This is a genomic window from Leclercia sp. M-A074-M (genome assembly GCF_965195605.1).
GTDB lineage: Bacteria > Pseudomonadota > Gammaproteobacteria > Enterobacterales > Enterobacteriaceae > Enterobacter.
In genome coordinates this window covers 106,916-131,309 of record NZ_CBDAHM010000010.1, presented here as the reverse complement: position 1 = coordinate 131,309, position 24,394 = coordinate 106,916, and the positions used below count along the sequence as shown (strand labels likewise).

Annotated in this window: 19 protein-coding genes and 1 riboswitch; of the genes, 6 read left to right on the top strand and 13 right to left on the bottom strand. The window is 55.8% G+C overall.

Going from position 1 to position 24,394, the window contains the following annotated elements; all coding sequences use genetic code 11:
• Positions 1-323: 323 nt before the first annotated feature.
• Positions 324-1,175, bottom strand: coding sequence for a glutamate racemase (gene murI, locus ACOKCT_RS19485; RefSeq protein ID WP_420193796.1), 852 nt, complete (start codon positions 1,173-1,175; stop codon positions 324-326).
• Positions 1,120-2,973 carry a TonB-dependent vitamin B12 receptor BtuB gene (btuB, locus tag ACOKCT_RS19480; RefSeq protein WP_159340315.1) on the bottom strand — a complete coding sequence of 618 codons (1,854 nt, stop codon included), beginning with the start codon at positions 2,971-2,973 and terminating at the stop codon, positions 1,120-1,122. The genes murI and btuB overlap by 56 nt, the downstream gene beginning before the upstream one ends.
• Before the next feature lie 65 nt (positions 2,974-3,038).
• Positions 3,039-3,214, bottom strand: a riboswitch (cobalamin riboswitch).
• A gap of 103 nt (positions 3,215-3,317) precedes the next feature.
• Between btuB and trmA the strand changes: the two genes are divergently transcribed.
• Positions 3,318-4,424, top strand: coding sequence for a tRNA (uridine(54)-C5)-methyltransferase TrmA (trmA, locus tag ACOKCT_RS19475; protein WP_156655366.1), 1,107 nt, complete (start codon positions 3,318-3,320; stop codon positions 4,422-4,424).
• Between the two features lie 78 nt (positions 4,425-4,502).
• Here trmA and ACOKCT_RS19470 read toward each other — a convergent pair whose 3' ends face one another.
• A complete protein-coding gene (locus ACOKCT_RS19470; RefSeq protein ID WP_103177480.1) occupies positions 4,503-4,862 on the bottom strand; it encodes a YijD family membrane protein in 360 nt (119 codons plus the stop codon).
• A 10-nt stretch (positions 4,863-4,872) separates the two neighbouring features.
• Complete coding sequence (gene fabR / locus ACOKCT_RS19465) at positions 4,873-5,511, bottom strand: HTH-type transcriptional repressor FabR (RefSeq protein ID WP_032615233.1); 639 nt, start codon at positions 5,509-5,511, stop codon at positions 4,873-4,875.
• 196 nt (positions 5,512-5,707) lie between these two features.
• On the opposite strand from fabR, the gene sthA reads away from it, so the two are divergent.
• Positions 5,708-7,108 (top strand): Si-specific NAD(P)(+) transhydrogenase, encoded by a 1,401-nt coding sequence (sthA, locus tag ACOKCT_RS19460; RefSeq protein WP_103177481.1) that lies wholly within the window; start codon positions 5,708-5,710, stop codon positions 7,106-7,108.
• On the opposite strand, the gene oxyR is transcribed toward sthA, so the two are convergent.
• From oxyR to argC, 4 genes are all read right to left on the bottom strand, one after another.
• Positions 7,091-8,008 carry a DNA-binding transcriptional regulator OxyR gene (oxyR, locus tag ACOKCT_RS19455; protein ID WP_103177482.1) on the bottom strand — a complete coding sequence of 306 codons (918 nt, stop codon included), beginning with the start codon at positions 8,006-8,008 and terminating at the stop codon, positions 7,091-7,093. The genes sthA and oxyR overlap by 18 nt on opposite strands.
• Positions 8,009-8,300: 292 nt before the next feature.
• A complete protein-coding gene (gene argH, locus ACOKCT_RS19450; protein ID WP_103177483.1) occupies positions 8,301-9,674 on the bottom strand; it encodes an argininosuccinate lyase in 1,374 nt (457 codons plus the stop codon).
• A 74-nt stretch (positions 9,675-9,748) separates the two neighbouring features.
• A complete protein-coding gene (gene argB, locus ACOKCT_RS19445; protein WP_103177484.1) occupies positions 9,749-10,525 on the bottom strand; it encodes an acetylglutamate kinase in 777 nt (258 codons plus the stop codon).
• Positions 10,526-10,531: 6 nt separating this feature from the next.
• Positions 10,532-11,536 (bottom strand): N-acetyl-gamma-glutamyl-phosphate reductase, encoded by a 1,005-nt coding sequence (gene argC, locus ACOKCT_RS19440; RefSeq protein ID WP_159340314.1) that lies wholly within the window; start codon positions 11,534-11,536, stop codon positions 10,532-10,534.
• A gap of 88 nt (positions 11,537-11,624) precedes the next feature.
• Between argC and argE the strand changes: the two genes are divergently transcribed.
• The 3 genes from argE (at position 11,625) to ACOKCT_RS19425 (ending at position 16,619) form a co-directional block, all read left to right on the top strand.
• Positions 11,625-12,776: an acetylornithine deacetylase gene (gene argE / locus ACOKCT_RS19435; protein ID WP_220435013.1), complete on the top strand. Its 1,152-nt coding sequence runs from the start codon at positions 11,625-11,627 to the stop codon at positions 12,774-12,776.
• A 247-nt stretch (positions 12,777-13,023) separates the two neighbouring features.
• Complete coding sequence (ppc, locus tag ACOKCT_RS19430) at positions 13,024-15,675, top strand: phosphoenolpyruvate carboxylase (protein WP_103177487.1); 2,652 nt, start codon at positions 13,024-13,026, stop codon at positions 15,673-15,675.
• Between the two features lie 95 nt (positions 15,676-15,770).
• On the top strand, positions 15,771-16,619 hold the full coding sequence (locus ACOKCT_RS19425) for a helix-turn-helix transcriptional regulator (protein ID WP_103177488.1): 849 nt from the start codon (positions 15,771-15,773) through the stop codon (positions 16,617-16,619).
• On the opposite strand, the gene ACOKCT_RS19420 is transcribed toward ACOKCT_RS19425, so the two are convergent.
• The 5 genes from ACOKCT_RS19420 to ACOKCT_RS19400 are packed head-to-tail and all read right to left on the bottom strand — an operon-like array spanning position 16,606 to position 21,569.
• Entirely contained in the window at positions 16,606-16,953 is a 348-nt protein-coding gene (locus ACOKCT_RS19420; RefSeq protein WP_371816563.1) for a PTS fructose-like transporter subunit IIB, read from the bottom strand. The genes ACOKCT_RS19425 and ACOKCT_RS19420 overlap by 14 nt on opposite strands.
• Before the next feature lie 11 nt (positions 16,954-16,964).
• On the bottom strand, positions 16,965-17,840 hold the full coding sequence (locus tag ACOKCT_RS19415) for a [formate-C-acetyltransferase]-activating enzyme (protein WP_156655368.1): 876 nt from the start codon (positions 17,838-17,840) through the stop codon (positions 16,965-16,967).
• Complete coding sequence (locus ACOKCT_RS19410) at positions 17,806-20,103, bottom strand: formate C-acetyltransferase (protein ID WP_214422520.1); 2,298 nt, start codon at positions 20,101-20,103, stop codon at positions 17,806-17,808. The genes ACOKCT_RS19415 and ACOKCT_RS19410 overlap by 35 nt, the downstream gene beginning before the upstream one ends.
• A 51-nt stretch (positions 20,104-20,154) precedes the next feature.
• Positions 20,155-20,475 carry a PTS fructose-like transporter subunit IIB gene (locus tag ACOKCT_RS19405; protein WP_103177492.1) on the bottom strand — a complete coding sequence of 107 codons (321 nt, stop codon included), beginning with the start codon at positions 20,473-20,475 and terminating at the stop codon, positions 20,155-20,157.
• A gap of 14 nt (positions 20,476-20,489) precedes the next feature.
• Positions 20,490-21,569: a PTS fructose transporter subunit EIIC gene (locus ACOKCT_RS19400; protein ID WP_103177493.1), complete on the bottom strand. Its 1,080-nt coding sequence runs from the start codon at positions 21,567-21,569 to the stop codon at positions 20,490-20,492.
• 314 nt (positions 21,570-21,883) lie between these two features.
• On the opposite strand from ACOKCT_RS19400, the gene ptsP reads away from it, so the two are divergent.
• Complete coding sequence (gene ptsP, locus ACOKCT_RS19395) at positions 21,884-24,385, top strand: phosphoenolpyruvate--protein phosphotransferase (RefSeq protein WP_420193795.1); 2,502 nt, start codon at positions 21,884-21,886, stop codon at positions 24,383-24,385.
• Positions 24,386-24,394: the final 9 nt, after the last annotated feature.

The following is a 24,394-nucleotide window of genomic DNA, read 5'->3' as shown; positions in this document are numbered from 1 at the left end:
GTATTCATTTTTCGTCCGAGGACGTTAAGAATCCATGTCACTTTGAGTGCCCACACAGATTGTCTGATAAATTGTTAAAGAGCAGTGCAACGCGGCTTTCGCTCACCGTTGCGAGGTCCCGTATATTACGTTTTCCTCATTCAGAGTCAAGCGATTATTTCGCGCTTTTCTCTGCCGGGTATTCATCGCTGAACCCCGCTGACCCGGCGGCTTGCGTGCCGTTGTTCCGTGTCAGTGGAGGCGCATTATAGGGAGTTCTCCGGCGCTGACAAGAGCTAATTTAAAAAAACTTTTCAACTGTCTTTTTTTTGCGCAAAAACGTGCTACACCGCTAGTTTTTCGAGCGTTTCGAAGCCATAACGATGTAAAACGGGTAAAAGTTGCTCAGTCTCAGCGGTCAATGCCATGCAATAAGCGATATTTGCGTCGGCAGATTTTGCGTCTGGCGCTTCATGTTCAAGTAGCCACGCTGTGCGACGGGCAATCGCTGCCCCTGAATCCACCAGCCGGGTGCCTTCCGGAAGTACGGCCAGCAACTCTTCCTGTAGCAAAGGGAAATGCGTGCAACCCAGCACCACCGTATCCGGCGGCTCCGCCATCCGCAGCCATGGACGCAGAATACGGCGCAGCTCTCCCAGCGAGACCGCTTTGCCGTGCAGTTTAGCTTCCGCCATCTCAACCAGCTCGGCAGAACCTAACATCGCAATCTGGCATTCATTTGCGAAGCGTTCGATCAGTTCGCGGGTATAAGGCCGCTTAACCGTACCGCGCGTTGCCAGAAGCCCCACCACGCCATTTGCCGTCAGGCGCGCAGCAGGTTTGATCGCCGGCACCACGCCCACAACCGGGAACGGGAACTTTTCGCGTAGTGCCGGGAGGGAGACCGTACTGGCGGTGTTGCAGGCAATCACCGCCAGTGCGAGGGGATACTGCTGTTGCACAGCGGTAACGATCTCAACGACGCGTTCAACAATAAACGCTTCGCTCTTTTCCCCGTAGGGGAAAGCCACGTTATCGAAGGCATAGATGTAATGAAGATCCGGCAGAAGTTGCCGAATCTCATCATAGACTGAAAGCCCACCGACACCGGAGTCAAACACCAGTACGGTGGGACGTGGGTCAGAAGGTGTAGCTGCCAGACAAGGTGTATTCCCGTCCTGCAGTTTCGTAGCCATAAACTGTCTCGTAGTCTTTATCGAACAGGTTGGCTATTTTACCACGAACTGTAAGGTGAGAGGTGACAGGATATGAAACAGCGAGATCCCACAAACTTACCCCACCCATTTTCACTCGCTCTGAGGTGAACGTATCAGGATCGTACGCTACATCATAACGGGTACCCAGGTAGCGGTAGGCCAGATTCCAGTCGAGATCCCACACCTGCGTATCCAGCTGATACTTCACCTGCTGCTTCGAACGGCGGGCAAGCACTTCGTTCGTTTTGGCATTGCGCGGATCCACGTAGTCATAAGAAATCTGATGGCCTACCGGGCCAGTATCAAACTGCGCCGTGGCTTCAATACCTTTGATACGTGCTTTATCAACGTTGTAGTAGCGGAACGTACGCGGGTCGCTGCTGATCAGGTTGTCGATATCGTTACGATAACCCGATACACGCCAGGTCACCGGGCCGGTCAGCCCCTCGAAACCGCCTTCCCACTGCTTGCTCTCTTCCGGTTTCAGATCCGGGTTGCCGTAGCTCGCACTGTGGATTTGGCTCATGGTCGGTGCTTTATAGGCGGTGCCGTAGGACGCGATGATGCGATAACCGTCAATGAACTCCCATCCGGCGCTGGTCTGCCAGGTGTTATGGTTACCAAAGTTAGAGTTGTCATCATTACGCGCGGCCGCTTCCAGGGTCACGCTATCGAACTGCTGCAGGGCGGACAGGAATACCCCAGTGTTGCGCTGCTCATAGCCTTTATCCAGATAACCCGTTCCCGCCTGGGTTTTTTGCTTCTGCCAGTCCAGACCGGCGCCGATATTGCCGTGGCCCACCGTGACGGTGTTCATCCACTGGGCCGTGTACTGCTTAACGTCATCCATGGTAGCAGAGGAAGCATAGCGGCCTTTGCTCGGATCGTAGTTCTGGTCTTTACTGCGACCGTAACCGGTCACCAGCTGTGTCTGGTAAATCCCCTGGTGATAGCGCAGGCCGGTGTCCCAGTTCTGGCTGTAAAGCTGACGGGTATCAGGCAGGCCATCGACCATAAAGTTGTTGTCATAATGCTCATAGCCGTCATACGCCGTACGGTTGTCATAGCCGAGGCCACGCACGAAACCGCTCAGGCTGTCAGTGAATTGCTGCTCAACCGAGCCAAACAGCGACTTACTCATAAAACCGTCACGGTCGGGCTGGCGTGGCGCATCCGCCGCATCAATATCAAAGCCGCGGGTATAGGTATAGTTACCGCCCAGGGTAATTTTGGTTTTATCCAGCACCTGCTGGAAGGAACCATCATAGGATTGATAGCCTTTCGAGCCGACGCTGGCGGTGATTTCCGCCCCTGGCGTGTCCCGACCCGTAATGATGTTAATCACGCCGCCAATCGCATCTGAACCATACAGGGCCGAACGCGGGCCACGGATGTATTCAACACGCTGAATAAGCGAAACGGGGATTTGGCTGAGATCCGGTGAATTACTGATCCCGGCGTTATTCAGTGGAATGCCATCAATCAGCACCAGCACATGGCGGGATTCCGTGCCGCGAATAAAGGTAGAAGAGGTGGCACCTATTCCACCGCTTTGGGCGATATCAACGCCCGGTAAGCGCGACATCACTTCAACGACGCTTTTAGCCTGCCAACGCTCGATATCTTCCCGGGTAACGACAGAACTCGGAGCCAGAACGGTATTTGCAGGTTGTGCAACACGGTTTGCCGTCACCACCAACGAGTCTGCGCCATCCTGCGCCCAGCCCGAAAATGCCGTGACGGAAAGCGCCGTCAACAGCGATACTTTTTTAATCATTGTAAAAGCATCCACAATATAAGAAGGATGCCGCAGGCCTCATCGATAGCACGCGATGATGAAACCAAATGCGACGTGATCCCGGCAGGTCTTCGGGCTAGGTGGCGTTTAGTGGATGTAGACTTCCCATTTTCACAGTGTCTGTTAACTCATCCCGCCAGTCTTTACCGCTGCGCGTCAGCTCCAGATTTGCACTGGATTCCCTTTTCACTCATAAGAGACCGGAAACATAATGCTACATTTAGACACGTATAGATGTCCAGACTGCCGTTGACCATTAAGGCTGGACATCCCCTGTACAATCCCTACAATCCCCGCGTAATTCATCATCAACAGGAAGCATCATGACCCCAGAACACCTCCCGACAGAACAGTACGACGCGCAACTGGCAGAGAAAGTCGTCCGTCTGCAAAGTATGATGACGCCTTTTGCTGCGCCTGCGCCTGAGGTGTTCCGCTCCCCGGTTAGCCACTATCGTATGCGTGCCGAATTCCGCATCTGGCACGACGGTGACGACCTGTACCACATCATTTTCGATCAGCAGACCAAAAGCCGGATCCGCGTGGACAGTTTCCCGGCGGCCAGCGAGCTGATTAACCAGTTGATGACGCTGATGATGGATGGCGTGCGCAATAATCCGCTGCTGCGCCATAAGCTCTTCCAGATTGACTACCTGACCACCCAAAGCAATCAGGCCATCGTCTCGCTGCTGTACCATAAGGCGTTGAACGACGAGTGGCGCCAGGCCGCAGAAGCCCTGCGTGATGCGCTGCGCGCGCAGAACATCAATGTGCATCTGATTGGCCGCGCGACCAAAACCAAAATCGCGCTGGATCAGGACTATATAGACGAGCGCCTGCAGGTGGCGGGGAAAGAGATGATCTACCGCCAGGTGGAGAACAGCTTTACGCAGCCGAACGCTGCCATGAACGTGCAGATGCTGGAGTGGGCGCTGAACGCCACCGAGGGCGCAACCGGGGATCTGCTGGAGCTGTACTGCGGTAACGGCAACTTCTCGCTGGCGCTGGCGCGTAACTTCGACCGCGTACTGGCCACCGAAATCGCCAAGCCGTCGGTCGCCGCCGCGCAATACAACATTGCAGCGAACCATATTGATAATGTGCAGATCATTCGCATGTCGGCGGAAGAGTTTACTCAGGCGATGAAGGGCGTAAGGGACTTTAATCGTCTGCAGGGGATCGATCTGAAGAGCTACCAGTGTGAGACCATTTTCGTCGACCCGCCACGTAGTGGGCTGGACAGCGAAACGGAGAAGATGGTGCAGGCGTACCCGCGTATTTTGTATATCTCCTGTAATCCGGAGACCTTGTGCCAGAACCTGGAAACATTAAGCCAGACGCACAAGGTTGAACGTCTGGCTCTGTTCGATCAGTTCCCGTACACGCACCATATGGAGTGCGGGGTGCTACTGACGGCTAAAAACGCATAGGCCGGATAAACGAAGCGCCATCCGGCGCTTTTTGGCAGGTGGCGCTGCGCTTACCTGCCCTACAGAACAGCAAGATGATTACTCTGGCAGCTGCTGCTTACGGTTACGCATTTTAATGCCAATCCAGAACACCAGCGCCACTGACAGCACAGCCGGCAGGAAGTTAGAGCCAATGTCCGGATACTCTGCGCGCACCACGGTGCTATACAGCAGGACGCCCAGCACAAAGAACGCCGCCGACAATGCCGGTAACCCCACCGGCATGGTGCGATTCTGATAACGCTGATGCAGACAGTACACCGTCAGCACCAGAGAGATCATCGGGAAAACCGAGAACGGTACAATAGAGCTAAAAAGCGCTGCGAACGTACCGTTAATGGATAAGCCAGCGATCAATGCCAGCAATAATGTTCCTTTATCCTGTCCTGTCTGTTTCATTACTCACCTTTCACTCATCGGATTGATGCGCCAGTTTTTCTTGTTCACGGCGATACCAGTAATAAGCCCCTTTAGAGATCATCCGCAGTTGCAATACCAGTCGCTCTTCGAGTTGCTTGCGTTGTTCAACGCTCACATCCAGTGCTTCGGCGCCCGCACTGAAGACTATTGTTACCATCGCCTCGGCCTGCGCCTCAGTGAAGGCGCGCGGCATATGGTTTTCGAGTTCAAGATAGTCGGCAAGTTCCGCAATAAAATGCTGAATCTCGCGGGCCACGGCGGCACGAAACGCGGCCGAGGTGCCTGAGCGTTCCCGTAACAATAAACGAAACGCGTTGGGATTATTGCCGATAAACTCCATAAAAGTGGAAACAGAGGTGCGGATCACGCTCCCCCCTTTGGCGATACGCTGACGCGCCTGGCGCATTAGCTGGCGCAGCATCAGCCCGCTCTCATCCACCATGGTCAGACCCAGTTCATCCACGTCACGGAAATGACGATAGAAAGAGGTAGGCGCAATCCCGGCTTCGCGTGCGACCTCGCGCAGGCTCAGACTGGCAAAACTTCGCTCAGCACTCAGTTGACTGAATGCAGCCTCTACCAGCGAACGCCGGGTTTTCTCTTTTTGTTGTGCTCTTACGCCCATCACGATAGTTGAATCCTTCCAAAGGCCCGCAGGCACTATACCAGAGAATAAAATTAATCGGATTACCTGGCTTACAGAATGAAGGTTTACATGTTGTTTGTGCTCCACCGCGCGAAAAGAGCACAACGATAATTGGGTTATCCTGTCAATGATGTTACTATTCTGTTGCTTTTATGTATAAGAACAGGTAAGCCTTACCATGTCACATTCCTACGATTACGACGCAATTGTTATTGGTTCCGGCCCCGGCGGCGAAGGCGCTGCTATGGGACTGGTTAAACAGGGAGCCAGAGTAGCGGTTATTGAGCGCTACCATAACGTTGGCGGCGGCTGTACCCACTGGGGCACTATCCCTTCCAAAGCCCTCCGCCACGCCGTCAGCCGCATTATTGAATTTAACCAGAACCCTCTTTACAGCGATCACTCCCGTCTTCTTCGTTCCTCCTTTGCCGATATTCTGAATCACGCGGATAACGTGATTAATCAGCAGACGCGCATGCGCCAGGGTTTTTATGAGCGCAACCACTGCGAAATTCTGCAGGGCAGCGCGCATTTTGTGGATGAACATACGCTGGCGCTGGAGTGCCATGACGGTTCTGTTGAAACCATCACCGCAGAGAAATTTGTGATCGCCTGCGGCTCACGCCCGTATCGCCCGGCTGATGTCGATTTCTCTCACCCGCGCGTGTACGACAGCGACTCCATTCTGAGCCTGCACCATGAGCCGCGCCACGTACTCATCTACGGCGCCGGGGTGATCGGCTGTGAATATGCCTCTATCTTCCGCGGTATGAACGTGAAGGTCGACCTGATTAACACCCGCGATCGTCTGCTGGCCTTCCTCGATCAGGAGATGTCTGACTCGCTCTCGTATCACTTCTGGAACAGCGGCGTGGTGATTCGTCACAACGAAGAGTACGAGAAGATTGAAGGCTGTGATGATGGCGTCATCATGCACCTGAAATCGGGTAAAAAGCTGAAAGCCGACTGCCTGCTGTATGCCAATGGCCGTACAGGTAACACCGATTCGCTGGCGCTGGAAAACATCGGTCTGACCACCGACAGCCGCGGGCAGATCAAGGTGAACAGCATGTACCAGACCGCCCTGCCACATATCTATGCCGTCGGGGATGTGATTGGTTATCCAAGCCTGGCGTCAGCGGCGTATGACCAGGGGCGCATTGCGGCTCAGGCGCTGGTGAAAGGCGAAGCGACAGCACACCTGATCGAAGATATCCCGACGGGCATTTACACCATTCCGGAGATCAGTTCTGTAGGGAAAACCGAGCAGCAGCTGACGGCCATGAAGGTGCCTTACGAAGTGGGTCGTGCCCAGTTTAAACATCTGGCGCGGGCGCAAATCGTGGGAATGAGCGTCGGTACGCTGAAGATTTTGTTCCATCGCGAGACGAAAGAGATCCTCGGCATTCACTGCTTCGGTGAACGTGCGGCGGAAATCATCCATATCGGCCAGGCGATCATGGAGCAAAAAGGTGGCGGTAACACCATCGAATACTTTGTTAATACCACCTTTAACTACCCGACCATGGCGGAAGCCTATCGGGTAGCGGCGCTGAACGGCTTAAACCGCCTGTTTTAAGGTGCTGTCGAAATGGCCATCCATTGCACCACGGATGGCCTCCGCCAGCTGCTCATAGCGGCTGCGCAGCGGTGAACCCGGACGATAAACCAGGCCAATGGTACGCCGCGGCTCCGGCTTGATACATGGCAGATAGACCACGCCATCACGCTTATGTTCGCGCGGCACGGCCAGCGCAGGCAGCAGCGTAATACCGCTTCCTGCCGCCACCATGTTACGCAGCGTTTCCAGGCTGGTTGCGCGGAAGTGGGTATCTTCATCGGCACCGGCTTCAAAACAGAAGCCCATCGCCTGATCGCGCAGACAGTGACCATCTTCCAGCATCAGCAGCTTTTCACCGGCCAGATCGGCCATCGGCACGCGATCGCGGCTCGCCCATGGATGATCTTCATAGATCGCCAGCATCATCGGCTCATCAAACAGCGGCACTTCGATAAAGGCTTCGCTCTCTTTGACCAGCGCCAGAATGGCGCAGTCGAGCTTACCGCTATCTAACTGCGCCAGCAGCTGATGGGTTTGCGCTTCATGCAGGTACATTTCGAGTTTAGGGAACGTCTGATGCAGCATAGGAATAATATGCGGCAGCAGGTATGGGCCAACGGTTGGGATCAGGCCAATATGCAGCGGGCCGGACATTGTCTCCCCCTGCTGGCTTGCCATTTCCTTGAGCACTTTGACCTCGCGCAACACGGTGCGCGCCTGATCCACCAGCAGAAGGCCTGCCTGGGTGAACAGCACTTTACGACTGGTGCGCTCCAGCAGCATCACGCCAAGCTCGTCTTCCAGCTTACGAATCTGACCGCTAAGGGTAGGCTGGCTGACGTGGCAGGAGTCTGCCGCGCGGCGAAAATGGCGGTGTTCGGCTAACGCCACCAGGTATTCAAGATCACGAATATTCATTATTCATCCTCCGTCGCCACGATAGTTCATGGCGATAGATAGCATAGCAACGAACGATTATCCCTATCAAGCATTCTGTTGAATAATGCATCACAGAGACGAGGCGGCACCGATTACCCTTGAAGTCCTGTCCCGTCTTACGAGTTTCTCTCAAAACTCGCACAACTAAAGCCAACGTGAACTTTTGCGGACCCCGTGGTCCGCTTTTTTTTTGCGTAAAAAAGCCCAACACAGGGTTGGGCTTTGGTTTGTAGGTCGGATAAGGCGAAGCCGCCATCCGACATATCAGGCATTACACCAGACGGGTTTTCGCATCCGCAATGGCCTGTGCCACCTGCTTCGGCGACACGCCGCCTTTTGCGGCACGCTTGTCCAGACAAGACTGCAACGCCAGGATCGGGTAGACATCGTCGCCAATCACGTTACTGAATTTTTGCAGATCGGCAAGCGGGAGATCTTCCAGCGCTTTGCCCTGACGAATCGCTTCCACGACCGCTTCACCGACAATATGGTGCGCTTCACGGAACGGAACGCCTTTCGCCACAAGATAGTCCGCCAGCTCGGTGGAGTTGGCATAGCCCTGCTGGGCCGCTTCCTGGCAGCGCGGGCGTTTCACCTGAATGCCGTCCAGCACCAGGGCCGCCATATGCAGACAGTCCAGCCAGGTGTCGAGCGCGTCGAACAGCCCTTCTTTGTCTTCCTGCATATCTTTGTTGTAGGCCAGCGGCAGACCTTTCAGGGTCATCATCATCCCGGTCAGTGCACCCTGCACACGGCCACACTTACCGCGGATCAGCTCCAGCGCATCCGGGTTTTTCTTCTGCGGCATGAGGGAAGAGCCGGAGGTCACGCGATCAGACAGCTCAACAAATCCGGCTTCACCGGAGTTGAAGAAGATCAGATCTTCGGCGAAGCGCGACAGATGGACCATGCCGATAGAGGCGTTGGAGAGCAGCTCCAGCACGTGGTCACGGTCGGATACACTGTCCAGGCTGTTACGGGTCGCAGAGGCAAAGCCCAGCCAGCCCGCCAGCTGTTCGCGGTCGATTTCATAGGCGGTGCCGGCCAGCGCGCCGCTGCCCAGCGGGCTCACGTCCAGACGCTTTAAGGTGTCCTGCAGACGGCTTTCATCGCGCGCCAGCATCTCGACATAGGCCAACGACCAATGAGCAAAGGTGACAGGCTGCGCACGCTGCAGGTGGGTATACCCCGGCATCACCGCATCCTGGTTATTCTGCGCGGTCTCCACCAGCGCGCTCTGCAACTGACGGTTAGCCGCCAGCAGTTCCGCCACGGTCTCTTTACACCACAGCTTCAGATCGGTTGCGACCTGGTCGTTACGGCTACGGCCAGTGTGCAGCTTTTTACCCAGTTGGCCGACTTTGTCGATCAGTTTGCCTTCCACCCAGCTGTGAATATCTTCGGCATCGCTTTCAAGGATTTGCTGCGGGTTAAGACGCACCTCTTCCAGCAGATTGTTCAGCGCCTCTTCCAGCTGCAACTGTTCGTCTGCGGTCAGCACGCCAACGGTGACCAGCGCTTTGGACCAGGCCACAGAGCCGACGATATCCTGTTCGGCCAGGCGGTAGTCGAAGCGCAAAGAGTCGTTGAACTGTTTGAACCGTTGATCCGCTGCCTGTGTAAAACGCCCACCCCAAAGTGCCATAACATCGTTCCTTTATTCGTTAGTTCTGCCGGGTGGCGCTGCGCTTACCCGGCCTACGGTCATTCATTAAAAACTTACGCTAGAATACGCGTGCCAATCGGCGTGCCGTTAAACAGCGCCGGAAGCTGCTCCGCGTGACGCCAGGAGGCGATATCCACCGGACGGCCCAACGTGCGCGCCGCATCCAGCGCGGCGTTCACTTTGACAATCATGCCGTCAGTAATAATGCCCTGATCAATCAGCTGCTCGGCTTTTGCCGCGGTCATCTCCGCAATGCGCTGGCCTTTGCCGTCCAGAATGCCGCTCACGTCGGAGAGCAGGATCAGGTCTGCGCCCAGCGTTGCCGCCAGGGCGGTTGCCGCCTGGTCAGCGTTGACGTTCATCAGTTGCCCCTCTTCGGTCACCCCGATAGAGCTCACCACCGGCAGGAAACCGCCTTCCAGCAGCGTATTGATCAGTTTTGGCGAACCCGGCTGGGCCAGGCCAACGTGGCCAAGCTCTTCATCGAGCTGGGTCACCTTAACGCTGTCGCCATCGCCCAGGTAGAGCCCGACAGAGGCGATATGGTGTTTCTTCGCCCAAGCCAGCAGGGTTTTGTTTGCCGTACCCGCCAGCGCACCGGTAATGATGTCGATCTGATCGGCAGGCGTCACGCGCAGGCCGTTTTTCTTTTTCACCGGCAGGTTCAGGCCTTTCATTAACTCATCGACCACACAGCCGCCGCCGTGAACAATCACCAGCGGGCGTTGATGTGATTCGCGATAGTTGACCAGCGCGGTAAACAGACGCTCCAGCGCCTCTTCGCTGTCCAGCAGTACACCACCAAGCTTGATAATTAATGGGTTCATCATCACACCTTAAATAAGAGACTGCGTTTCAGCATAGCCAAAACGAATATTTGCGCACTGCATTGCCTGGGCGGCAGCGCCTTTCAGTAAGTTATCTTCTGCGGCCACCACAATCAGGTGCTCGCCCTGCACGGCAAAACCGATGTCGCAGAACGGCAGGCCGACCACATTTTTCAGCGCGGGCACGCCTTTGTCATAGAGACGCACCAGCGGTTTATCCGCATACGCCTGGGTAAAAGCCTCGCTCACCTGCTCTTTGGTCACGCCAGGCTTCAGGCGGCAGGTGATAGTTTCGAGGATCCCACGCGGGAAACTGCCCAGGTGCGGCGTGAAAATCACCTCCGCGCCCAGATGGGTAGTAATTTCCGGGTGGTGGCGATGGTTAAACACGCCATACGGTTGCAGGCTCACTTCACAGAAGCTGTTGGAGATAGCCGCTTTGCGTCCTGCCCCGCTCACGCCGCTGGTGGCGTTGATCACCGGCCACTGGTTCAGATCCAGCAGACCCGCGTCGATCAACGGCTTCAGGGAGAGCTGCGCCGCCGTCGGGTAGCAACCCGGTACGGCAATCAGGTTCGCTTCTTTCAGTTTATCTGCGCTCCACTCCGCCAGACCGTAGACTGCCTTTTCAAGCAGGTCCGGGTGTTGATGGGTGAAACCGTAGTATTTTTCATAGAACGCGGCGTCGTTCACGCGGAACGCACCGGAGAGATCGAACACCACGCAACCCGCTGCCAGGAACTGCGGCGCCAGGTCGTGGCTGACTTCGTGAGCGGTGGCTAAAAAGACCACGTCCACGCCGTCGGTAAATTCGCTGATATCCGACATTGGCTGCAATGGTAGATCGACAATCCCTTTAAGCTGCGGATGTAAATCGGAAATTAACTTTCCTGCATCATTGCTTTGCGCTGAGACAGTCAAAGCGGTTATGGTCATATGAGGATGGCGATTCACGTAGCTTACAAGCTCTGCGCCCGCATAACCGCTAGCGCCTACAATCAGCGTATTCAACATCGGGTTCCTTTATGCTCAACGTTAATGTATTTTTATTCACATTTATTGCATGAATATTGATACTATCACGACCTAAGGTGTGTCAACAATGAAAATGAATTTACCGCCATTTATCGAGATCTACCGCGCCCTGATTGCCACGCCGTCCATCAGCGCAACGGAAGAAGCGCTGGATCAGAGTAATGAGACTTTAATCAATCTGCTGGCAGGCTGGTTCAGCGATCTCGGGTTTAAGGTGGAGGTTCAGCCGGTGCCGGGAACCCGTAACAAATTTAACCTGCTCGCCAGTACTGGCCAGGGTGCGGGCGGCCTGCTGCTGGCAGGGCATACCGACACCGTGCCGTTTGATGACGGACGCTGGACGCGCGATCCCTTCACCCTGACCGAGCACGACAACAAGCTCTACGGGCTGGGCACTGCTGACATGAAAGGCTTCTTCGCCTTTATCCTCGACGCGCTGCGTGACGTCGACGTGACAAAACTGAAAAAGCCGCTCTATATTCTGGCTACCGCCGACGAAGAGACCAGCATGGCCGGGGCACGCTACTTCTCGGAAAACACGGCGATTCGCCCGGATTGCGCCATCATCGGCGAGCCGACATCCCTGCAACCGATTCGCGCGCATAAAGGCCATATCTCTACGGCAGTGCGCGTGCTGGGCCAGTCCGGCCACTCCAGCGATCCGGCGCGCGGCGTTAACGCTATTGAACTGATGCACGACGCCATTGGCCGCATCATGACGCTGCGCGACGACCTGAAGGAGCGGTATCACTACGATGCCTTCACGGTCCCTTACCCGACGCTGAACCTCGGTAGCCTGCACGGTGGTGATGCCTCTAACCGTATCTGCGCCTGCTGTGAACTGCATATGGATATTCGCCCGCTGCCGGGCATGACCCTGAGCGACCTCGACGGCTTGCTGAACGAAGCGTTGGCCCCGGTGAGCGAGCGCTGGCCGGGTCGCCTGACGGTCTCTGAGCTGCATCCGCCAATCCCGGGTTACGAGTGCCCGCCGGACCATCAACTGGTGGAAGTGGTGGAAAAACTGCTCGGCGAGAAAACCGACGTGGTGAACTACTGCACCGAAGCGCCGTTTATTCAGACCCTCTGCCCGACCCTGGTGCTTGGCCCAGGCTCTATTAACCAGGCCCACCAGCCGGATGAGTACCTGGAAACCCGCTTTATCAAGCCAACCCGCGAACTGATCGCTCAGGTTGTGCATCACTTCTGCTGGCATTAATGACTGTTCCCCTCTTTCGCGAGAGGGGAAAAATCTCATGATCTTCGTCACATTCTCATAAGCATCTCTTATCTGACGCAAAGCGAATTAAATTTCGTAAATTGCCCCTATTTATTCGTTTGCTGAACCGTTTTCGCAGCAATTGACGACGGGGGTTTTACGTGGCTTTATAAAGGGAGATGACAAAATAATGTCCGCGAGATGGCTTTACGGGCATAAACAAAAATGATGGGGTGACTGGGTTTTTATGAACGAACAATATTCCGCGTTGCGTAGTAATGTCAGTATGCTCGGCAAGGTGCTGGGAGATACCATCAAGGATGCGTTGGGCGAGAACATTCTCGATCGCGTTGAAACAATCCGTAAGCTGTCCAAATCTTCCCGCGCGGGTAACGAAGCCAATCGTCAGGAGCTGCTCACCACGCTGCAGAACCTCTCCAACGACGAACTGCTCCCTGTTGCCCGAGCCTTCAGCCAGTTCCTGAACCTGGCAAACACCGCCGAGCAGTACCACAGCATTTCGCCGAATGGCGAAGGGGCCAGCAACCCGGAAGTGATTGCCCGCACGCTCAGAAAACTCAAGGACCAACCCGATCTTAACGAAGCCACCATCAAAAAGGCCGTCGAGTCCCTGTCGCTGGAGCTGGTGCTCACCGCCCACCCGACCGAGATCACCCGTCGTACCCTGATCCACAAAATGGTGGAAGTGAATAACTGCCTGAAGCAGCTGGATAACAAAGAGATCGCTGATTACGAACGTAACCAGCTGATGCGCCGTCTGCGCCAGCTGATTGCCCAGTCCTGGCATACCGATGAAATTCGTAAGCACCGTCCAAGCCCGGTTGACGAAGCCAAATGGGGCTTTGCGGTGGTGGAAAACAGCCTGTGGGAAGGGGTGCCAAACTACCTGCGCGAGCTGAACGAGCAACTGGAAGAGAACCTCGGCTACCGCCTGCCGGTGGATTTTGTGCCGGTACGCTTCACCTCCTGGATGGGCGGCGACCGCGACGGCAACCCGAATGTGACTGCCGACATCACCCGCCACGTACTGCTGCTGAGCCGCTGGAAAGCCACCGACCTGTTCCTGAAAGATATTCAGGTGCTCATCTCTGAGCTGTCGATGGTTGAAGCCACGCCGGAACTGCGCGAGCTGGCCGGCGAAGAGGGTGCCAGCGAGCCGTATCGTTATCTGATGAAAAAACTGCGCGGCCAGTTGCTGGCGACGCAGGCCTGGCTGGAAGCCCGCCTGAAAGGCCAGCGTCTGCCGAAGCCGGAAGGACTGCTGAGCCAGAACGAGCAGCTCTGGGATCCGCTGTATGCCTGCTATAAATCGCTGCAGGCCTGCGGTATGGGCATCATCGCCAACGGCGAACTGCTCGACACCCTGCGCCGCGTGAAGTGTTTTGGCGTGCCGCTGGTACGTATCGACGTGCGTCAGGAGAGCACCCGTCACACCGAAGCGCTGGGCGAGCTGACCCGCTATCTTGGCATTGGCGACTATGAAAGCTGGTCAGAAGCTGACAAACAGGCCTTCCTGATCCGCGAGCTGAACTCCAAGCGTCCGCTGCTGCCGCGCAACTGGGAGCCAAGCAACGAAACTCGCGAAGTGCTCAACACCTGCAAAGCGATCGTTGATGCGCCGAAAGGATCGGTGGCCGCCTATGTGATCTCCATGGCGAAGACCCCATCCGACGTGCTGGGTGTTCATCTGCTGCTGAAAGAGGCGGGCATCGACTATGCGCTGCCGGTGGCACCGCTGTTCGAAACCCTTGATGACCTGAACAACGCTAACGACGTGATGACCCAGCTGCTGAATATCGACTGGTATCGCGGCTTTATTCAGGGCAAACAGATGGTGATGATTGGCTATTCCGACTCCGCAAAAGACGCGGGCGTAATGGCAGCATCCTGGGCGCAGTATCAGGCGCAGGACGCACTGATCAAGACCTGCGAGAAAGCCGGTATTGAACTGACCCTGTTCCACGGTCGCGGCGGCTCTATCGGTCGTGGCGGTGCGCCAGCGCATGCGGCGCTGCTTTCCCAGCCGCCGGGCAGCCTGAAAGGCGGTCTGCGTGTGACCGAACAGGGCGAGATGATCCGCTTCAAGTACGGCCTGCCGGAAGTGACCATCAGCAGCCTGTCGCTCTACACCAGCGCCATTCTGGAAGCCAACCTGCTGCCGCCGCCGGAGCCGAAAGAAGCCTGGTGCCATATTATGGACGAGCTGTCAGATATCTCCTGCGATCTGTACCGCGGCTACGTGCGTGAAAACAAAGATTTCGTGCCTTACTTCCGCTCGGCTACACCGGAGCAGGAGCTGGGTAAACTGCCGCTCGGCTCTCGTCCGGCCAAGCGTCGCCCGACCGGTGGCGTAGAGTCCCTGCGTGCCATTCCCTGGATCTTCGCGTGGACGCAAAACCGCCTGATGCTCCCGGCCTGGCTGGGTGCCGGTGCCGCGCTGCAAAAGGTGGTGGACGATGGCAAGCAGAGCGAACTGGAAACCATGTGCCGCGACTGGCCGTTCTTCTCTACCCGTCTGGGCATGCTGGAGATGGTCTTCTCCAAAGTCGACCTGTGGCTGGCGGAATACTACGACCAGCGCCTGGTGAAACCCGAGCTGTGGAAGCTGGGTAAAGAGCTGCGCGAGCTACTGGAAGGCGACATCAAAGTGGTGCTGGCTATCGCCAACGATTCCCACCTGATGGCCGATCTGCCGTGGATTGCGGAGTCTATCCAGCTGCGTAACATCTACACCGACCCGCTGAACGTTCTGCAGGCAGAGCTGCTGTACCGTTCACGTAAAGCGGAAGAAGAGGGCCAGGAGCCAGATCCGCGCGTGGAACAAGCGCTGATGGTCACCATCGCGGGCGTTGCGGCGGGGATGCGTAACACCGGCTAAGCGTAAACCTGATGTAATCAGGCCACACTATGTGTGGCCTTTTTTTATGCTTACAGGTAAGGTTTTGGCTTTGTTGCAACGGGAGAAGGTAAATTATGCAGCCAGATATCAGTCACATACTGGCAGAATTAATTGGTAGCCCTGTGCGGCTGGGTCATGTTCATTTTGCCAGCTCACCTTCTCCGGCCCCTGCCCTTGCATTACAGGTTGATTTCCCACGCCTTGAAATTATCCTGGAGGGCGTCGTTGAGGAGAGCGCCGCACCGGCGTTACAGCAGTACGACATCCTGTATATACCCGCGGGCGGATGGAATTTCCCTCACTGGCGACAGCCTGCGACAACCTTGAGTATCCTCTTCGGCAAACAGCAGCTCGGTTTTAGCGTCCTGCAATGGGATGGCGTCATGCACCGCAATCTGGCTAAACAACATGTTGCCCGGCGCGGGCCGCGCATTGGTTCTTTTCTGCTACAAACGCTGCACGAAATGCAGATGCAGCCGCAGGAACAGCAGACCGCGCGCCTGGTCGTCGCCAGTCTGCTGAGTCATTGCAACGACCTGCTTGGCAGCCAGATCCAGACGGCATCGCGCAGCCAGGCGCTGTTCGACGCTATTCGCAGCCACATCGATGATAATTACGCTTCGCCGCTTACCCGGGAATCTGTAGCCCAGGCGTTTTATATCTCACCCAACTACCTGTCGCATCTTTTTCAAAAAACCGGTGCGGTGGGCTTTAATGAATACCTGACGCATATCCGTCTTGAACACGCGCGTCAGTTACTTAAGGGCTATGATCTGAAAGTGAAAGAGGTGGCGCACGCCTGCGGATTTGTCGACAGCAACTATTTTTGTCGGCTGTTTCGTAAGAACACGGAACGTTCCCCGTCAGAGTATCGTCGCCAGTATCATAGCCAGTTGACCGGTAAGGCCGTTAAGTCAGATTAACCTGCGTGTGCTGAGGGGCGGTTAACAACTTCCGCACGGCGCTCATTACCTTGTGCGGCTCGCGCAGAAAGGCGTTGATACCACATTTCACATAACGACAATATTCAAAGCGTTCGCTACCCGCCAGTTCAATATCGGTGATTAACAGTGCCAGATCGGCACGATGGATATCCTCTTCTGTCAGCTCGTTTTCAATCCCTAACGCCCCCTGGGTTTCGATACGGACAGCCCAGTTCTCTTGCTGACAAAGTTTTTCCAGACGCTCGGCGGCCATGTAGGTGTGCGCCACGCCGCTCACGCAGGCTGTTACCGCCACCAGTTGTCTTCCCGTCATGACTGACATTGTTAACCTCCCACGGTTACCTGAAAACCTGCACGTTCTGCCAGCAGGCGTATGGCGGCAATCTCATTCGCATCCGGCGCGGCCACATCACGCATTAACCATGTTTGCCCTAGCAGACGGTATTTTGGTTCGCCATATTGATGAAAAGGCAGTAAATGCAGCTGCCGTATCCCTGAGGGTATCAGAAATTCCAGCACGCGCGTGATGTTGGCCGAGTCCAGTGTGTAGCCCGGGATAAGCGGAATCCGGGGGATGACGTTAACCCCCTCTGCCGCCAGGCTGCGCAAGTTCTGTAACACGCGGGGCAAATTCATATTCACGATAGCCCGCGCCTGCTCTGGTTCCATGATCTTCAGGTCGAACAGCACTTCATCGCACTGCTGCGCCAGCGGCAGCAAACGCGACAACGGCGCATCACCCGCCGTCTCGATTGCGGTATGCACGCCATAACGGCGCAAACGTTGCAAAAATTGTGTGGCGAAAGGCGCCTGCATCAGTACTTCTCCGCCTGACAGCGTGACGCCGCCGCCAGAAGCGCGAAAGAAAACATCGTCTTTCATCACCTCCTGTTCCAGCTCGTCGAGCGTCACATCCCGGCCGATCCGCTCAAACGCCCCCGAAGGGCACTCATCGGCATCGCGTAAACAGGGCGCGCAATGCAGGCATTTGCTCTCCCGGCGTACGGTTTCGATTTTTGGCGACATCGATTCAGGGTTGGCGCACCACGGACAGGTATGCGGGCACCCTTTAAAGAAGACCACGGTACGTATGCCGCGCCCGTCATTCAGGGAGTAACGCTGGATATTGAAGATGCGCGCCACAGGCGCGCGTGTCTCAATGACCTCACAGCTGATGCGCGGTGCGGCGGATAATGTCATCCTGGATCTCCTTCGACAACTCGACAAAGAAGGCGCTGTATCCGGCAACCCTGACCACCAACCCGGCAAAATCCTGCGGGCGCAGCTGGGCTTCACGCAGCGTATCTCCATTCACCACGTTGAACTGAACGTGCTGTAGTTTGAGCTGGGTAAACGCGCGCAGGAAATCGGCCAGCTTTTGCAGCCCGGCATCGCCCTCAAGCGTCGCCGGAGTAAATTTCACGTTGAGCAAAGTGCCATTGGAGAGCAGATAATTATCCAGTTTACTGACGGATTTCAGCACCGCCGTAGGCCCCTGCATATCCTGACCGAGCATCGGTGAGAGACCGCCATCCGCGAGCTGCTCCCCTGCCAGCCGACCATCTGGCGTAGCTCCCACTACGGCACCTAGCGGGACGTGCGCCGACACCGTATAAGAGCCCGGCGTGAATTGCCCACCTCTTGGATTGCGATATTTTTCGACCTCTTTGCAATAATGGCGCAGCAGTTCCGCACTAATATTGTCAACTTCGTCGATATCATTGCCATATTTATCGAAGCGGTTGATCAGACGCGCCCGGATTTTTTCTCCTTCCGGAGTGGCAAAATTGGCTTTCAATAGTGCCAGTAGCTCATCAAAACTTAAGCGCTGCTGCTCAAACACCATCCCTTTTAATGCATGTAGCGAGTCGCTCAGGTTGGCGATCCCAATGCCCTGCACACCAGAGAAGTTATAGCGGGCGCCGCCGTCGGTGATCTCTTTTCCGTTGTCCAGGCAATCGCTGATAAAGGAAGAGAGCAGCGGCACTGGCGCCCAGTCCCGATGCCCGATATCGCAGATATTGCTACCTTCAACCATCAGGGCAATGTAATGGTTTATTTTGTGGCGAATATCGTCGAGCAATCCTTCATAGGTCAACCCGGCATTACCTTCGTTCTCCTGCATGGCGATTTCCATGACTTTCAGCAGGTTAAACATGGCGATATCGTGTAGACCGTAAGTTTTGCCCGGTATAGAAAGCTCAACGCAGCCAACAACGGCGTAATCCCTGGCATCTTCCAGCGACACGCCACGATTAAGGAATGCGGGCACCACCACTTCATCGTTAAAAATCTGTGGGATGCCGGTACCGAGGCGGATAGTCTCTGCCGTTTTCAGCAGGAAGGGCCTGTCGATCAGCTCGTTGACGCGTACGCCAAGATTGGGTTGCGGTAGCTGAACGCTCTGGTAGGCGTCCAGACAGAGAAATGACAATACGTTCACCGCGCTGCGGCCATTTTCGGTCAGGCCGCCTAACAGCGCGGTATAACCGGTCGGAAACCCGGCGAAATAGCGGGCGCTACTGGTGGAGCGTAGCAGCACCACGTCATTACATTTTACCCAGAGCGATTCCAGCAGCTCTTTGAGGAACGCGGCGTCTTCGCCCTGGGTGAGCGAAGCCTGGTAGAACGGCAGCATATATTGGTCGAAGCGACCAATGGAGAGCGAACTGGCGTTCGATTCATACTGCAAAATAATGTTCATATACCAAAACAGCTGACACGCCTGCCAGAAGGTCTGCGGCTTATGCTGCGCGTTATGCCGCGAGATCTCAGCGATGGTCAGTAGCTCCTGACGACGCGCGGCATCCGGGCAGTTTGCCGCCATCTGATCCGCCAGCAACGCATAACGCAAAATGTGGCGTTGGGAGGCTTCAAGCAGCAACAAGACGGCCTGGTAGAAGATGTTTTGTGGATCTTGCGCGCAGTGCGCGCGCATCTGGGCCACTAAGGCGCCCAAACCGTTATTCAACAAGCGCGGATAGTCGATGATAATGTGGCCCTGGCCTTTATCCGTCTGGTTAATACTGAATATTTGGGTGCCAACGGCGGCTTTTACCTCATCCGTCATCTGGCTGTTGATGAAGTCTTTCATCGAACGTTTTTCCCAGTAGGGATAAAGTTGTTCGCGATAGGTTTGCTTATCCTGCTCGCTGATTTCAAAACGGTCCTGAGGGCGGGTGGGGAATTGATCCAGCTCTTTCAGCAGCCAGTAGGGATCCATTTCCGGAGACATAATCCCGGCGCGCGGTTTCACCGTGCGGTTACCGGCAATCAACTCCTCATCACGAATCGCAATTTCTACGTGGTCAAGAATATACGCCGTCGCTTTCGCCCGGCGTATCATTACCGGTTCACCTTCCGTTTGTTGATGACTGGCGGTGTAAAGCACTGCGCGTTCGAGCGAAATCTCTCGTGGGTGAGCAAATAGCGCGTCTTTCAGGCGTTGGATACGGTTCGTCATGAGGACACTCCGGTAGAGGAAAACACTCCCGCCCCTCAGGGCGGGTGGAGATCAGGCAGTTTGCGCCAGATGCGCATCAATTTTGTTCATGATCGCTTCGGCGCGTTTTACCGCGTCGCTGATGTTGACGCGCACGATGGTTTTTCCAGTGAAGCGCTCTTCAAATTTGATGCCGATGTCTTTGGTCAGAATGACCATATCCGCCGCGGCGATCTCTTCGGCTGTAAGCTCATTCTCCAGACCAATCGAGCCCTGCGTTTCGACTTTGACTTCCCAGCCTTTCGCTTTCGCCGCGCTTTCAAGCGCTTCCGCAGCCATGTAGGTATGCGCTACGCCAGATGGACATGCGGTTACTGCAACAATTCGGGTCATGCTCTCTTCCTCACTCAGTTAATTTCAAAATCCAGATCCAGGTCGTCATCTTTTTGCGCAACCTGAGTCGTGTTCTTACGCGCCAGACTCTTCAGCACATTGACGCTCACTGCCGTTACCACCGCACCGACCACAATCGCAGCGATATAGCCCAGCTTGCCTTCCACGACGGGCAGCACAATCAGGCCGCCCCATCCGGCGTAACACTGCGCTCCAAGCATTGCCGCGGTCACGGCGCCACAGACGGAGCCCAGCATGATCGAGGGGATAACCCGCAGGGGATCGGCGGCGGCAAAAGGAATCGCCCCTTCGGTGACGCCAACACAGCCCATCACCAGAGCCGCTTTCCCGGCTTCACGCTCTTCGCCGCTGAAATTTTTACGGTTAATCAGCGTTGCCAGGCCCAGCCCCAGCGGCGGCACACAGATGCCAACCGCGGCAATCGCCACGACGGTATAAACCCCCTGAGCCACACAAATCAGCATAAAGGCATAGGCAACTTTGTTGATGGGCCCACCCATATCGAAGGCCAGCATCAGCCCCATGATCACGGCCAGTACGACGATGCTTCCCTGCTGCATACCTTGCAGCCACTGGGTTAAGCCAGTTGTGAGCGCGCCAACAGGTTCACCCAACCCCCACATCATGATGCCTGCAGTAATAAAGGTGCCGATGATGGGGATGATGAAGATGGGCATGACGGAGCGCAGAACTTTCGCTACGGGCAGCTTTTTCAGGTAATAGACGACGATACCGCCCAGTACCCCGGCAATAATCGCCCCGAAGAACCCGGCGCCGAAGCTGTTGCCAACCCAGGCCGCAATGGCGCAGGGCGCCAACGCCGCGCGCTCAGCAATGGAATAACCGATGTAGGCGGCCAGGAATGGCACCATCAGCGTGAGTCCGGCAACACCAATATCAAACAGTTTTTTCAGATTGGGATCGGTCGCGGCATCCGGCACCGCGCCCTTGCCGTAGAGCATTACGGATATCGCCAGCAAGATACCGCCCGCCACGACAAAGGGGATCATATGCGATACCCCTGTCATCAGATGCTGTCGCGTGTTTTTAAGAATCTGCACCAGTTCTTTCATAGGTCGCTCCCGGGCTATGTTTGGCCCAAATCCATAACGATGTTGTGGCAAACAATAGGCAATCCGGCGGGGTACAGACAGTGGATAAAAACGCCATTTACTGGATTTTTGTAATATAGAAAGAAAAATGCGATCCGCCTCTTAATTTCTTCTCCTTCTGACTCGCGCCAGATAAAAGGCGTGTTGTGAACAAAGTCTCACTTCCAGCGAGACATTACATTTGTCCAGTTTTTGGCAGAAATGTCACATAGCGCGCATCCTCGCCACACTCGTATGCTGATTGCCATGTATGACTCGTGATTTCAGGAGTGGTTATGGCTCTGGTGGTGGAATTTACCTGTGATTTGCCTAATGGCGTTCATGCGCGGCCGGCAAGTCATGTTGAAACGCTGTGTAATTCATTTACGTCACAGATTGTGTGGCACAATCTGCGTAGCGGCCGGAAAGGCAGTGCGAAAAGCGCGCTGGCGCTGATTGGCACCGACACGCTGGCAGGGGATGCTTGCCGTCTGCTTATTACTGGCGCGGATGAACAGGATGCGCATCAGCAACTTGAAAGGTGGTTTAAAGAAGAGTTTCCTCACTGCGATGCTCCGCTGGCTGCCGCCATCAATACCGAACTTTCCCCGCTCCCTGAATCCTTAACGCGCCTTAATCCCACGTTGTTTCGCGCGCTGGCGGTTTGCAGCGGTAGCGCCCAGGGGGTCTTAACGCTCCTGACCTCCCTTGATCTCAATGCGTTAACCGATTTACCCACTGCCGGAACCCAGGAAGAGGAACAGTCGGCGCTGGATAATGGCCTGAAGCTGCTGGTTAAAAACATTGAGCTGCGCATGCTGGATAACGACAGTACGGCCAGCGCCATTCTGGAGGCGCATCGCTCGCTGGCCGCGGACGCCTCGCTGCGCCAGCAGCTTCTGGCAGGCATTAATGAAGGGTTAAGCTGCGCGCAGGCCGTGGTTAAGACCGCCAGCCATTTTTGCGCAGAGTTTGCCCGCTCCAGCAGCAGTTATCTTCAGGAGCGCGTGCTGGATGTACGCGATGTTTGCTATCAGCTGTTGCAGCACATCTACGGCGAGCAGCGCTTCCCGGTGCCGGGCCAGCTGACGCAACCGAGTATTTGCCTGGCTGACGATCTTACTCCCGGCCAGTTTCTTGAGCTTGATAAAACGCTGCTGAAAGGGTTGCTGTTAAAAAGCGGCGGCACCACGTCGCACACCGTTATTCTTGCACGTTCCTTTAATATTCCGACGCTGGTGGGGGTTGATAGCGAAAGCCTGCTCCAGTGGCGCAACCAGCCGGTATTTATTGACGGCAATGCCGGCGCGGTGGTGGTGAACGCCAGCGAAGCTGTGGCGCGTTATTACCAGCAGGAAGCGTATGTTCAGCAAGCCCTGCGTCAGCAGCAGAGCGTCTGGCTGAACCAGGAGGCGCGAAGCGCGGATGGCCTGCGTATTGAGGTGGCTGCCAACATCGCGCATGCGCTGGAAGCCCAGACAGCCTTTGGCAACGGCGCAGAAGCGGTCGGTCTGTTCCGCACTGAAATGCTCTATATGGACCGCGCCAGCGCGCCGAGTGAAAACGAGCTTTACAACATTTTTTGCCAGTCGCTGGAGAGCGCAGGTGGGCGCAGCATCATCGTGCGCACGATGGATATCGGTGGCGATAAACCAGTGGAGTACCTGAACATCCCGGCGGAGAACAACCCATTTCTGGGCTATCGCGCGGTACGTATTTACGAAGAGTACGCCGCGCTCTTCACGACTCAACTGCGGGCGATCCTCCGCGCATCAGCCCACGGCAGGCTGAAGATCATGATCCCGATGATCTCCTCAATGGAAGAGATCCTGTGGGTCAAAGAGAAGCTCGCTGAAGCAAAACAGCAGCTGCGCAGCGAACAGATCCCCTTTGATGAAAAAATCCCGCTCGGCATCATGCTGGAGGTGCCGTCCGTGATGTTCATCATCGATCAGTGCTGCGAAGAGATTGATTTCTTTAGTATCGGCAGCAACGACCTGACGCAATATCTGCTGGCGGTGGACCGCGATAACGCCAAAGTCACCCGTCACTACAACAGCCTGAACCCTGCGTTTTTGCGCGCGCTGGATTATGCCGTGCAGGCAGTCCACCGCCAGGGAAAATGGATTGGCCTGTGCGGCGAGTTGGGCGCCAAAGGCTCAGTCTTGCCGCTGCTGGTCGGCCTGGGGCTGGATGAAATCAGCATGGGTTCACCCGCGATCCCGGCAACCAAAGCGCGCCTTGCGCAGTTGGACAGCCGCGCCTGCCGTCAGTTGCTTAATCAGGCAATGAATTGCCGCACCTCGCTGGAAGTTGAACATCTGCTGGCGCAGTTCCGTATGAATCAACAGGACACGCCGCTGGTGACCCCGGTCTGCATTTCGCTGGATAACGACTGGCGCAGTAAAGAAGAGGTGCTGAAAGGCATGACGGATAATCTGCTCCTCGCCGGGCGCTGCCGCTATCCGCGCAAGCTGGAGGCCGATCTCTGGGCGCGTGAAGCCGTGTTCTCTACGGGCCTCGGCTTTAGCTTCGCCATCCCACATAGCAAATCTGAACATATTGAACAGTCGACCATTAGCGTCGCCCGATTAAAAACCCCGGTGCCATGGGGCGAGGAGGAGGCCCAGTTCATTATTATGCTCACGCTCAATAAACATGCCGCTGGTGACCAGCACATGCGCATCTTCTCGCGCCTGGCGCGCCGGATTATGCATGCCGATTTCCGCAACGCGCTGGTCAATGCCAGCTCCGAAGAGGCTATTGCCACCCTGCTGCAACATGAATTAGAACTGTAAAACGAGGAA